Genomic DNA, 12,310 nt, shown 5'->3' on the forward strand with positions numbered 1-12,310 from the left:
GTTGGGTTTAAGGATAAATCAAATCCTCCTTTGGAATAACAATTTTTACCTCTGTTCCAACGCCATATTCGCTATCTATTTCTAACTGCCATCCATGAGCTCTTATAAGATGTTTTACAATTGCAAGACCTAATCCTGTGCCACCAAGTTGCCTTGACCGGACTCTGTCAACTCTGTAAAATCTCTCTCCTATCCGAGAAAGATGCTCCTTTGGAATGCCTATGCCTGTGTCTTTTACAAGTAGAACATTTTTTTCATTTTCGGTTAAAAAACTTACACTTACTGTCACTCTTCCCTTATCTGTAAACTTTACAGCATTATCAATGAGATTTGTTAGTATTTGTATCAGCTTATTGATATCCGCTCTTATTTTTATTTCATCCTTAATATCATTTATTAACTCAATCCCCTTCTTTTCGCTTCTTTCTTGAAAAATCTCAAAAACAGAATTAACAATCTCTCTTAAATTAACAGTTTGTTTTTCAATCTTAATCTCTCCAGACTCTATTCTTGAAAGAGTAAGCAAATCCTCAACAAGTGCAACCAATCTGTCTGCCTGATTTTTAATAATTTCAATGCATTTCCTTGCATTTTCCCTTTCATCAATCGCACCTTCAAGGAGGGTTTCTGCATATCCTTTAATGGCTGTAAGTGGAGTTTTAAGTTCATGGGAAACATTGGCAACAAAATCTTTTCTGACATTTTCAAGTTTCTTTAACTTTGTTATATCATGAAGAATTACAATTAGAAAAACTTCCCTGCTTTCTCCAACTACAGGCATTGCCTTTGCATACAGAAAGATTTCTTCACCAGCTCTCTTAACAGACAACTCTCCTGAAACCTCTTTCATAGACTCAAGGGCAGAACGCAAAAGTTCAATAAGTTGAAAGTTTCTTATAATTTCTATGAAATGTTTTCCCTCTGGAGGCTCTTCAATCTTTGCAAGTTTTTTAAAGCTGTTGTTTGCAAAAAGTATTTTGCCCTTTTCATCAATAATTATTATTCCATCTGTGATTGACCTGAGAATTGTCTCAAAATTCTGTATTGAAATCTTTGAGTAATCTTCTAATAGCGCTTGTTTGCGAGAATTTTCATCTGGAGATTTTTTTCTGATCTGCAAAGCAAGGAAGAAAATAATGATAACTAAAAAAGCTATAATTATTATGTATATCTGCATACCTAACCTTCTATGTAGTAACCAATCCCTCTCATTGTTTTAATGTATTCTGGATTGTCAGGGTCTTTCTCAATCTTCATCCTGAGCCTTCTTATGTGAACATCAACTGTGCGAGGGTCAACATAAACATCTTGTCCCCACACTGCATCAAGAAGATGGTCTCTGTTGAATATTCTGTTAGGCTTTTCAGCAAGATAAAGAAGAAGCTTAAACTCTGTAGCAGAAAGTTTAATAGTCTCACCTCTTACAGTGACAGTATATTTTTCTCTATCAATTTCTATATCACCAATTTTTAAAATCCTTTGGGACTGTGATTTATCCTTTGTTCTTCTTAATACTGCTTTTACTCTTGCTACAAGTTCTCGTGGGCTAAATGGCTTTGTGATATAGTCATCTGCTCCCAGTTCAAGTCCGATGATTTTGTCGTGTTCCTCGCCCTTTGCAGTAACAATGATTATTCCTGCATTAATCATTTTTGGCTCATTTCTTACCAGTTTACATATTTCAAGCCCTGAAAGATAGGGAAGCATTATATCAAGAATCAATAAGTCGTAAAAATTCTCTTTAAGCTTTTTTAGAGCCTCCTGCCCATCTAATGCGATATCTACCTGAAAGTTTTCTTTTTTCATTGTGTAGGCTATTAAATCAGCTATTTCTCTTTCGTCTTCAACAATTAGTATTCTTTTATCCATGAAAGACTCTTTTTAACTCCTCCTCACTGACCTCAAAATTTATTTTTATTTTTCCTATGCTTTCAGGAATAACCATTCTTATTCTGCCGTGAATATTTTTTTTGTCAAGGAGCATTGTTTTAATTATGGATGTGGAATCAAGCACAGGCGGTATTTCAACAGGCAATCCATAATCTTTGAAGATTTTTCTAATTTTTTCAAAGCTGTCTTTATCAAGAAATCCGAGCAAATTAGAAAGTTTTGCCTCATAAACCATTCCTATTGAAATTGCTTCTCCATGTAGATATGATTTATATCCTGTCAATGTTTCAATGGCATGTCCGATTGAATGTCCGTAATTTAAAATTGCCCTGAGTCCGCTTTCCCTTTCATCTTTGGATACCACCTCTGCCTTAATCTCACATGAGCGTTTGACAATTTCAATAAGCACAGACTTATCTCTTTTTGAAATTTTCTCTCTGTTTTTCTCAAGGAAATCAAAAAATTCGCTATCCCAAATAATTCCGTACTTTATTACCTCTGCTAAACCAGAAAGATATTCCCTTTCAGGCAAAGTATCAAGAACTCCAACATCAATCCAAACCAGACAAGGTTGCCAGAATGTGCCAATCATATTTTTACCAAGTGGATGATTTACAGCTGTCTTGCCACCAACAGAGCTGTCAACCTGAGCGAGAAGTGTTGTTGGTATTTGGATATACGAAATTCCTCGCATAAAAAGGGATGCCACAAAACCTGTTATATCTCCTATTACTCCGCCTCCCAAAGCAATAAGAGCTGACTTTCTGTCAAATCCAAGCTCTAAAAGTTTCGTAAGAATATGATATGCCCAAAAATAATCTTTGTAAACTTCTCCATCAGGAATAAGAATAAAATATGGGTCAAAGCCTTCTTTTTTTAGGGAAGTTAAAACTTTCTCTGCATAAAGCTCTGAAACTGTCGGATTGCTTATTACTGCTATTTTCTTGCCTATGGAAAATCTTAGAAGCCTCTCACTGATGCTGGCAAGAATGTTACTGTCAATTAAAATCTCATAACTGCGCTCACCAAGCTCTACCCTAATCTTTTCCATCAACTAACCTCTCATATTCAGAAATTATTTTTTCTGCAACTTTTTCTATTGTTAATCCTTCAGTATCTATAATAACATCAGCCTTCTCGTAAAGAGGTTTTCTTTTCTGCATCAGTTGTTTTATCCTTTCTTTAGGATTTTCCACCTGCAAAAGCGGACGGTCTTTGCTTGATTTTACTCTCTCATAAATTGTGTCTTCAGACGCTGTCAACCAAAAAACAATTCCCGAGTTTTTTAAATTCTCAATATTCTCTTGCCTTAAAACTACACCACCTCCTGTAGCTATCACTAATCCACTTTTTTTGCTTACAATTTTAACAATTTCTGATTCTATGTCTCTGAACCTGTTTTCTCCAAAATTCTTAAAAATATCTGATATTTTCATTCCTGTAGTTTGTTCAATCACATCATCCAAATCTACAAAAGACAAACCAAGCTTTTTAGCTATCATCTTTCCAACAGTAGTTTTTCCGCTTCCCATAAAACCCACGAGGACAATGTTTTTCATGATAATATTATAGCAGAAATGGGGATAAATAATAGCCACTGGGAGCCAAAGCTGTGGCAGTCTCGTTTTTCTTCATATATTGATAGAAGAGATTGCTTCGCATCCTTCGGTCTGCCTCGTAATGACAGGTAAACAAAGGTTTTATAAAAAATGCAAAATTTAGATACAGAATTATATATCGTACTTTGTAAGCTCTGACTTGAATTTCTTCGCCAGATTGAAAAAGAAGATTTTTTCAAATAAGCATGGTAAAATAAAAATAAGATTTGGAAGTTTTAAAAACCTTTTAGGAGGTTCTCATGCTTGCAATAGAAGAAAGAGTTACTAACCTTGAAAAGTCTCTTGAGGAATTCATTAGAAATGTTGGCATTGAATTTAATAAAGTTTACAATCTACAGATGCAAAACCAAATTGAATTCAAAGCATTCAAAGACGAAATGAAAGCCTTCAAGGACGAGATGAGAGTTTTCAGAGACAAGACTGAAAAAGTGATAGAAGAGTTTAGAGCCTTCAAGGATGAGATGAGAGATTTTAAAGATGAGATGAAAGATTTTAAGGATGAGATGAAAGCTTTCAGGGATGAGATGAAAGAGGAAAGCAGAAAGAAGAACAAAGAGTGGAGCAATCTTGCCAAAAAGATGGGCACTATTGTGGAAGACCTTATCTCACCAGCCCTTCGTCCAGTGATTTCCAAATACTTTGAATGCGAAGTAAACATGGAAGGGCAAAGAATGCGGAGAAGGAAAAATGGCAGAAATTACGAAGTAGATGCAATAGCAGCATGTGAAGACAAGGTATTTATGATTGAAGTTAAATCAACTCCGAGAATTATTGATGTTGATGAGATAAAGGAGAAGGCAAAGAGCTTTTTTGAATTTTTCCCAGAGTATAAGGGAAAGATTCTGATAATAATCTTTGGTGGCATAACTTTTCCAGAGGATGTAATCCACTATGCAAGCAAAAAAGGTATCTATGTGATGGGCTGGAGAGAGTGGGATTATATGGATATTCTGAATTTTGATGAGATAAATGTATTAAGTTAGATAAAAATAAGCTGATTTTAACAAAGCATCTGAAAGATTTAGAAGAATTCTATGAACACGTTTACAGATGGGCATTTCATTGAAAGTATTTCAAGATTAAAAACTTATTTTTAATACTTCATTTAAGAAAGAGTTCAAGCCTTGTATCTGGTTTATAAATTTTTTTCTAAATTCATCACTTTCTTTATATTTCATTGCCTTTTGTAAATCATTCATTTCAATTCCGGAATCATAAAAATCTTTTTGAATTTTACTACTTCTCATTCCTACCCTCTAAATCTCAGTCTCCAAACCATCCATGCTGCTTCAAGGGCGATTTTGCGTGACATTTTTGATGAGCCACTGTTTCTTTCATAGAAAATTATTGGAATTTCTCCAATTTTCAATCCCTTCTTGTATACTCTGTATGCCATTTCTATCTGGAAGGCATAGCCATTGGACTTAATTTTGTCCAAGTCAATGCTTTCAATGACTCTACGGCTATAACAACGATATCCGCTGGTTATATCAGTTAACCAATTAAGCCTGAGAATTGTTATGGCATATTTGTTTGCAAATTTGCTTAAAAGAAGTCTTTTAAAATCCCATCCAACAACACTTATTGTTCCTCTCATATAACGAGAGCCTATTACTAAATCGTATCCCTCATCAATTTTTCTTATAAAATTTGGAATTTCTGCTGGATCATGGGATAAATCTGCATCCATCTCAAAAAAGTATTTGTAATCATGATTTAATCCCCATTTAAAACCTGTTACATAAGCTGTTCCAAGCCCAAGCTTTGCAGGTCTTATGATTAAGCTTACTCTTTCAGTTTTTTCAGCCCATGTCTTAACCTTCTCTGCTGTTCCGTCTTGAGAGCTATCATCAACAACTAAAATATCAACATTTTCATGTTCCAAAACTTTGTTGATAACTGTATAAATGTTGTTTACTTCGTTATATGTTGGAATAATAACCAATGCTTTCATTTCAATAAACTCTCTACGGATTTTAAAACCTCATCAACTGATATTTCCTTTAAACATTTGAATTTATCGTTTATCTTACATTTAAGAGGTTTTGGAGAGTAATAAAAACATGGAGAACATGGAAGCTCTGCTCTTACAACTTTGTGTTTTACTCCCCAAGGTCTTACAAAATTTGGATTTGTTGGACCAAATATTGCTAAAACAGGTGTTCCAACTGCTGCTGCAATATGCATAAGTCCAGAGTCATTGGAGATAAAGAGATTTAAAGCCTTTATCAATGATGCTACTTCCCTTATTGGTTTGTTTTCAAAAAGTGTTACCTTGTTTTTGCATTTTTCAATTATAAATCTATTTACATCCTCATCATCCTTGCCACCAAAAATAAAAAAATGACATCCATCCATTCTGTTTACAAGTTCAACAAACTTTTCCTTGTCCCATCTTTTGTGGATATGATTTTTATACCTGCTTGTTCCAGCATGAATTCCTATGTTTAAAACTCCTTTTTTTAAGAGGCTTCTGCCTCTTTCAATCTCTTCATCTGTCAGATAAATTTCCATAGCTGGAATCTCATTTGCATTTATTCCAAAAAAGCTTAAAAGCCTTACATTTTCCTCAACGTTATGAAGTTCCTCATTTTCCATGATTGTTTTATTTTTTAAAAAATTTAACTCCAAAAAATCTCTATGCAAGTATCTGTGACCAATCCTTACTGGTGCTCCAGCCAAAAAAGCCAGAATGTTGTAATGTTTTCTGTTTGATGGATAAAAATTTATTGAGCAGTTAAACTCTCCTCTTAATGAAAGGGCAAATCTCATGCTTTTTAGCACACCCAATTCAAAAAATGGAAACAATATTAATCTGTCAATAAATGGATTTTTTGATAGAATCTCATATTGGGATGAAAACATGCATATGTATGTTAGAGAAATATCAGGTTTTTGCTCTTTTAGAATTCTTATTGCAGGAGTAGTCATTAAAACATCACCTATTCCATAAAGTGGTAATGCCAAAACTCTCATGCCTTAAGAAGTCCTATTATCCATAGGATGAAAAAGATAGCAAAGCCAGCAAATCCAATCCGGAGATTTTTCTTATTTGCGGGTTTAGTAAATCCTCTAAATATAGCAAAAATTAAACATCCTATCCACAAAAGAAGTGACAGTACAGCAATCAGACTCCAAGATACCTGAGCATTGTAGTCAAAATCTTGAATATTCTTTAAATCTTTATATATTGCCTCAAATTTATCTTCTGGCGGTCTATTATGCTCTATGTAAAGCTCTGTTTTAAGCAGAAGTATTCTTTTGTCTATTTCTCTTATTTTGTCATTATATGGAATGTAAAAACTTCTTATCTGATATAGCGATGACCTCAAGGTCTCTTCGCAGAAAAGTTTGTATTTTTTGTCAGTGAGGCTGATACATATATTTTCAATACCCTCAATTGCTTTTCTGTTATATGGGCTGAATGGCACATAGTTTAAAAGCACTCTTTCATATAGATTTACTGCCATAAGAGGTTTTCCCATTATCTGCACCATTTGAGCTTCTCGGATTAAAGTTTTTTGGTTGTAAAGAAGAGAAGAAATTGAAATTACAATAATCAGAATTGCCAATATTGCTGGTAAAAGTCTTCTCATTTTTGTTTCTCCAAGTATTCCTTTGAGTATCTGTAATACCTGAATCTTTCAGACTTGTTGTTCTCAAGAACTCTTGAATAAAGGTCTAAAATTTCTCTATTTTCAATGCCTGCATTTATTGTAAAAAATTCATTGTCATGCTTTGTGTCGTATTTTATTGAAGATGTTGGCTTTTTTACTTCTATACTTCTGGCTAAGTATGCAAAAAACGGAAGCGAGTAATTACAAAGCAGTCTTGTAAACTGGTCATCTGCTTTGTAATTGGCACAGTCAAGCATTGACAGATACTCAAGCTCCTGCCAGTGGGTGAGTTTTTTCTCAAAATAGCTTTCAGGTATCTTATAATTAGCAGGAATAAGCATATATGTAAAAACCCAGTATTGGTTTTTAAGATATTTTCTAAGTGGATTTTTATTTTCTAAGTATATTATGCTATAAAATCTTTCTTGCCGAGAAATTTCATCTAATTCTTTGAAAAATTTTGAGAAAATATAGCTATTTTTGTAGATATTTGTAGGTTGACATCCTCTAGGTATGAATTTATTACTGTCCGGAGCAAAGTAATCCTGACTACATATATCTTCTCTGTATTTTGCTACATACTTGAAATACCATGACTGGAAAGTATGATTATCCCCAAATGTAAGATAAAGACTTCCCACAGGTAGTGATGAGAGTATTGTTTTTGTTACTGTATATGGTACATAGTTATCATTGAAGTTCTGGTCAATTAATCTTTCAAAAACAGTCAGACCAACCATTAAGATAGCTGCAGAAGGGATAACCAACTTTAAAAGTTCCATGGATGTTTTGCGAAGGAGTTTTAAGAGGAAGAAAAAACCTAAACCTGCCAGAATACAAAAACCTGAAAGCATTGGAAGAAAGTACTGATGTGCACCCATATACCATCCATCCATATTTATTAAAGATCCGGAAAAAGAAATCTTTGCCAAAAAAACAGAATAAGCCAGAAAATAAATGGAAAGAAAAATACCCAACTTTTTTGAAGTTTTAAATGCATACCATATCCCTAATAGAAAAAGAGGAAAAACATAAACTGGAAAGTTATTTTGAATTATTATTAAAGAATTTTTTATAGCATACCAGTAACCATCAAAAGTTGAAGCAACATTTTTGGCTATCTCTAAGGATGCTCCTTTTTTATAAGGTTTTCTTAAAAATACTGACAAAAAACTGTTTAAGTCAGTGACTGAATTCATGCAGAATCCTTTTTGTCCTCTTATTAACATATGAATATTGACAAGAAATCCTGCCAGTAAGAAAAACAGGCTTAATGCAAGGTTTTTGAATACATCTCTGGTATAAAAAAAAGATAGTACAAAAAATGGAATAACCATTATAAAGCCTGTATGATGATTGGCTAATGCAAGACCAAGAAAAAGACTGATAAGAAGTTGATGTCTTCTGTCATAGCCATCAGTAATAATCTTTATTCCAAGATAAAGCATAAAAGTTATAATAAACAGATTAAGAGGATAAAACTTTATTACAACAGACTGCCCCCAGAAAGAGTATGAAAAACCAAGCAAAACAACAGAAAAAACCGATGCCCATTTGTCATTAGTTATTTTAAGAACTATCTTGTAAATCAGATAAAGAGACAGAACAGAAAATAAAATAGATACAAATACCATTCTAAAAGATATGTTTCCTGCAGGAATTAGACTGAATAGCTTTAAAATCTCAAGATAAAGCGGATAACCTGATGGATGAGCAATACCAAGAGTAACTGAAGATACAACAAGTTCACCAGCATCACCTGAGTTTAGAACTTTTGTTGATGATATGAAATAAAGGAAACAAAAAAATAGAAGAAAGATATATATCATAAAAAATAAAAACCCCCCATTTTATGGGGGGTTAGCTTAAATTAGCCTTGTATTGTGCATTTTATGCTGTTGTCGGTGTAGTAACATACAGCAGAATAATCACTAACATTAGTAAGGCTAGCTGTTACCGTTGAATTAGCTGGTGCACCGTTAGCGCAGCTTGCACTTGTAATATTCAGCGTTACTTGTCCACCAGCTGTCGGAATATTCGTATTTGCGCAGTTACCCAAATTGTCTGTGGTTGGATTTACGTCTGGATTTTCAGTACACCATGCAGCTATATCCATCATACAAGCTCTTGCAAGTGGCTCTGCATAGGATGATACTCTTGCTTTTCTTTGATACTTCATATACTGTGGAATTGCGAGTGATGCAAGAATTGCAATAATTGCTATAACGATGAGGAGCTCAATCAGCGTGAAACCCTTCTGGTCCCTTAAAAATAGTGCCTTCATAGGACACCTCCTAAGAGTTTTTAACCTGCCAAGCAGGTTTGCTTTAACTTTTAATTATATTATATAAAACTTAATTAAAAAAATCGTGAAAATTTCGTTAAATTTTTCATAAATAATATATACGTATATGCCCCCTCATCGTAAACGCAAGCCTTTTTCCCTGTCATTGCGATGGTGTCCCTTCATCGTCATGGCGAGGTTGATCCCTTTTTCGTTATTAAGCCTTTTTCTCTTTCATTTCGAGGGTGTCCCCTTCTTGGAGTTTCCTTGTCCGTCATTGCAGGCGAAGCAATCTCGCCTTTTTCTTCTCCAAAAAGGAGATCACTTCGACTTGCTAAGCAAGACTCGTGAAGACGAAAAAAGTGTTGTCGAATAAAAATATTTCCTTATCTGTTTAGGATATTTCAAAAAGCATAGATAGTGCTCTACCTTCCTCATCAATCCCTTGATAAATGTCAGATATCTCTTAATAGAGTATTCACAAACTCTCAGATATCATAGTGCCTAAAAATGAGAATTTAGGAAGTTATCTCATAAAAATTTGCCAACTTACTTTATTTGACTGATGCGATAAAATCCTCTATTTTTAATGAAGGAGAAATTCTTGAAACTTTTTCAATGATACGCTTTTTTTCTTCTTCTGTTTTTGCTAATTTAAATTTTTCCCTAAGTTTTCCTATTTTTTCTCTGCGATGCCTTCTTTTTATTAATGCCCTTTCAACCATTCTTTTTGACATGAGAAACCTCCCTGTCAAAAATTTGTATGATTAAGTAAACCTATGATTATTGAATATCCTCCGCAAGGATTAGAGCTTTTGTTAACAAAAAAATCACATCCGTCTTCTTTAAAGCTACATTTCTCACATAAAAAAGATGCTGAATGAGATGATAAGATATCTTTGTTTAAATTATAGATTTTCAGAACAGAATTCAGCTCAGACGGAGTTAAATATTGCTGAATGTAATCATAACCTCCGCAGGTTTCTGTTTCTTTGCCTGGCTTGTAGTAACTGCAAAATTTTTTACAAATTAATGAGGTGTAAATGTCTTCTTTCATTTTGTAACCTCACTAATCCAATTTAAGTAATTTTCTGAGCCTTTTTTTATCTTTAAAACTATAATTTCAGGAATTGTGTAGGAGTGCAGGGATTTTACTCTTTTTTCCAGTTCATCAAACAAATCTGAACGGGTTTTCACTATCATTAAAACCTCAGAGTCGTCTTCTATTTTTCCTTGCCAAGAGTAAATTGAACGTACATCTTTTATTATATTTACGCAAGCAGCGAGCTTTTCTTCTACAATTGTTTTTGCAATACTTACTGCTTCGTTTTCATTCGGTGCAGTTATTAGAACAACTAAGTAGTCCATACTTAAATTATAAAAAATTGCAAAAAATTTTTACAAAAATTTAACAGAAGGCTTACTTAAATTTCAAAATTACAAAAAATATTTCAGATGTGCATCTATATCTTAGTTTAATTTTTTCTTTATTGGCAAGCCAATCAACAATCTTTAATCCAATGCCACTTCCTCTTTTTGTATAATTTATGTCATTTCTTATTGCGAGATATTTAGAAGTAAGTCTAATGTGAATAAAACTTTTTGAATATTTGATAGAATTTTCAAATAAGAAAAAAATGATATTTTCAATCTTCATTTTACATGTTCTAATTTTTGTATTGTTAAGTTTTAAAATTATCTTTTTTTCTTGTGGAAAGGAAAAAACTATCTTTTCTACAATTTCTTTAATAAAGATAGTTTCTTTTTCTTCTGGAGATTTAAAGGATATTAAGGTATTAAGAATTTTTGATAAATCCTCCTGAATGTATTCATAACTTTTTTCAAGTCTGTCAAGCGCTTTAATATCATATCTTTTTTTAAGAATATCAATATTTGTTCGGTGAATTGCCAAAAAATTACCAAATTTATGCGAAATTAACATGATTAATAGTTCAAGAAACTTTTGATATTCAATCTCCTTTTTTGTAAGTACCTGAATTATTTTATAGAGAATTAGCATTAAAGAGAGAGCAAGAAGTGATTCCCATAAAAGAATATCTTTTAAATATTCTGCATATCTCTTTTCAAATTCTATTTTTTTGTTAATTTCCCCCTTTAGTGTAAATTGATTGGAAAGATCTCTCAGCATATCATCTAAAAAAGTAAAAGTCATTGTATTGAGATAAAATAAAACGACGATTAAAACAAAGGTTGTTGCAATTATGACTTTTATCTGAAAATCTATTCTCTTTTTCAAATAAGTTTATACCCTCTTCCTTTATGAGTTTCTATTGATTCAGGTGGAAGTATTTTTCGTAATTCTTTTATATATGCCCGCAAAACTTCATCTCCGACTATTCTTCCAGCCCAAACATAGTTCATTATTGTCTCAGTGCTGACTATTTCTCCCCTATGTTTAATAAGAAGGGTGAGCAATTTCCAAGCAGTTTTTGTGATTTTTATTTCTTTATTATTTTTGAAAACAGTTTTTGCATCAAGATTAATAATCACATCTCCAATTTTCACAATCGTATCAACAGATTTTTTCCGACTTAGGGATTGAATTCTTAAAACAAGCTCTCTTGTATGAAAGGGCTTTGTGAGATAATCATCTGCGCCTCTTAAAAAGCATGTTTCTTTGTCATTTATACTTTGTTTCGCTGTAAGAACAAGTATAGGTATCTTGATACCCTTCTCTCTGAGTTGAGATATTAAATCTTCACCAGCTGAATATTTGAGAATAAGGTCAAGAACTATTACATCAAAATCCTGTGAGGATAGAACTTCTGCAATTTTTCTCTCATCTTCAAGCCAAATAGTCTCAATACCCTCGGTTGAAAGATACTCCCTCAGACTTTCACCGAGGATACCGTCATCCTCTATTAAAAGAACCCTCATTA

16 protein-coding genes are annotated in these 12,310 nt (G+C 33.1%); 1 reads left to right on the plus strand and 15 read right to left on the minus strand.

Annotated elements, in window-relative coordinates; genetic code table 11:
- Positions 1-7: 7 nt before the first annotated feature.
- Genes ACYQ3P_RS09275 through ACYQ3P_RS09290 form a run of 4 tightly spaced genes read right to left on the minus strand, consistent with a single transcriptional unit; the run spans position 8 to position 3,449 of the window.
- Entirely contained in the window at positions 8-1,177 is a 1,170-nt protein-coding gene (locus ACYQ3P_RS09275) for an ATP-binding protein (protein ID WP_460177614.1), read from the minus strand.
- A 2-nt stretch (positions 1,178-1,179) separates the two neighbouring features.
- The gene (locus ACYQ3P_RS09280; protein ID WP_460177615.1) at positions 1,180-1,869 is read right to left on the minus strand and encodes a winged helix-turn-helix domain-containing protein; all 690 of its coding nucleotides are present in this window, start codon (positions 1,867-1,869) and stop codon (positions 1,180-1,182) included.
- On the minus strand, positions 1,862-2,941 hold the full coding sequence (aroB, locus tag ACYQ3P_RS09285) for a 3-dehydroquinate synthase (RefSeq protein ID WP_460177616.1): 1,080 nt from the start codon (positions 2,939-2,941) through the stop codon (positions 1,862-1,864). Before aroB ends, ACYQ3P_RS09280 begins: the two co-directional genes overlap by 8 nt.
- Positions 2,928-3,449 (minus strand): shikimate kinase, encoded by a 522-nt coding sequence (locus ACYQ3P_RS09290; RefSeq protein ID WP_460177617.1) that lies wholly within the window; start codon positions 3,447-3,449, stop codon positions 2,928-2,930. The genes aroB and ACYQ3P_RS09290 overlap by 14 nt, the downstream gene beginning before the upstream one ends.
- 299 nt (positions 3,450-3,748) lie before the next feature.
- Here ACYQ3P_RS09290 and ACYQ3P_RS09295 point away from each other — a divergent pair, with 299 nt between their 5' ends.
- A complete protein-coding gene (locus tag ACYQ3P_RS09295; protein WP_460177618.1) occupies positions 3,749-4,492 on the plus strand; it encodes a hypothetical protein in 744 nt (247 codons plus the stop codon).
- Positions 4,493-4,588: 96 nt separating this feature from the next.
- Here ACYQ3P_RS09295 and ACYQ3P_RS09300 read toward each other — a convergent pair whose 3' ends face one another.
- The 11 genes from ACYQ3P_RS09300 to ACYQ3P_RS09350 all read right to left on the minus strand — a co-directional run bounded on the left by ACYQ3P_RS09300 (position 4,589) and on the right by ACYQ3P_RS09350 (position 12,308).
- On the minus strand, positions 4,589-4,756 hold the full coding sequence (locus tag ACYQ3P_RS09300; protein ID WP_460177619.1) for a hypothetical protein: 168 nt from the start codon (positions 4,754-4,756) through the stop codon (positions 4,589-4,591).
- Between the two features lie 2 nt (positions 4,757-4,758).
- Positions 4,759-5,463: a polyprenol monophosphomannose synthase gene (locus tag ACYQ3P_RS09305; protein WP_460177620.1), complete on the minus strand. Its 705-nt coding sequence runs from the start codon at positions 5,461-5,463 to the stop codon at positions 4,759-4,761.
- Positions 5,460-6,485: a glycosyltransferase family 9 protein gene (locus ACYQ3P_RS09310; RefSeq protein ID WP_460177621.1), complete on the minus strand. Its 1,026-nt coding sequence runs from the start codon at positions 6,483-6,485 to the stop codon at positions 5,460-5,462. Before ACYQ3P_RS09310 ends, ACYQ3P_RS09305 begins: the two co-directional genes overlap by 4 nt.
- Complete coding sequence (locus ACYQ3P_RS09315; protein ID WP_460177622.1) at positions 6,482-7,105, minus strand: hypothetical protein; 624 nt, start codon at positions 7,103-7,105, stop codon at positions 6,482-6,484. Before ACYQ3P_RS09315 ends, ACYQ3P_RS09310 begins: the two co-directional genes overlap by 4 nt.
- Positions 7,102-8,955 (minus strand): glycosyltransferase family 117 protein, encoded by a 1,854-nt coding sequence (locus ACYQ3P_RS09320; RefSeq protein ID WP_460177623.1) that lies wholly within the window; start codon positions 8,953-8,955, stop codon positions 7,102-7,104. The genes ACYQ3P_RS09315 and ACYQ3P_RS09320 overlap by 4 nt, the downstream gene beginning before the upstream one ends.
- Before the next feature lie 41 nt (positions 8,956-8,996).
- Positions 8,997-9,410, minus strand: coding sequence for a prepilin-type N-terminal cleavage/methylation domain-containing protein (locus ACYQ3P_RS09325; protein WP_460177624.1), 414 nt, complete (start codon positions 9,408-9,410; stop codon positions 8,997-8,999).
- A 554-nt stretch (positions 9,411-9,964) separates the two neighbouring features.
- Positions 9,965-10,147 carry a DUF6800 family protein gene (locus tag ACYQ3P_RS09330; protein WP_460177625.1) on the minus strand — a complete coding sequence of 61 codons (183 nt, stop codon included), beginning with the start codon at positions 10,145-10,147 and terminating at the stop codon, positions 9,965-9,967.
- Positions 10,148-10,161: 14 nt separating this feature from the next.
- Complete coding sequence (locus ACYQ3P_RS09335; RefSeq protein ID WP_460177626.1) at positions 10,162-10,467, minus strand: hypothetical protein; 306 nt, start codon at positions 10,465-10,467, stop codon at positions 10,162-10,164.
- The gene (gene cutA / locus ACYQ3P_RS09340; RefSeq protein WP_460177627.1) at positions 10,464-10,778 is read right to left on the minus strand and encodes a divalent-cation tolerance protein CutA; all 315 of its coding nucleotides are present in this window, start codon (positions 10,776-10,778) and stop codon (positions 10,464-10,466) included. The genes ACYQ3P_RS09335 and cutA overlap by 4 nt, the downstream gene beginning before the upstream one ends.
- Positions 10,779-10,830: 52 nt before the next feature.
- Positions 10,831-11,667: a histidine kinase gene (locus ACYQ3P_RS09345; protein ID WP_460177628.1), complete on the minus strand. Its 837-nt coding sequence runs from the start codon at positions 11,665-11,667 to the stop codon at positions 10,831-10,833.
- Entirely contained in the window at positions 11,664-12,308 is a 645-nt protein-coding gene (locus tag ACYQ3P_RS09350) for a response regulator transcription factor (protein ID WP_460177629.1), read from the minus strand. The genes ACYQ3P_RS09345 and ACYQ3P_RS09350 overlap by 4 nt, the downstream gene beginning before the upstream one ends.
- Positions 12,309-12,310 lie beyond the last annotated feature (2 nt).

Source organism: Thermodesulfovibrio hydrogeniphilus, assembly GCF_054657355.1.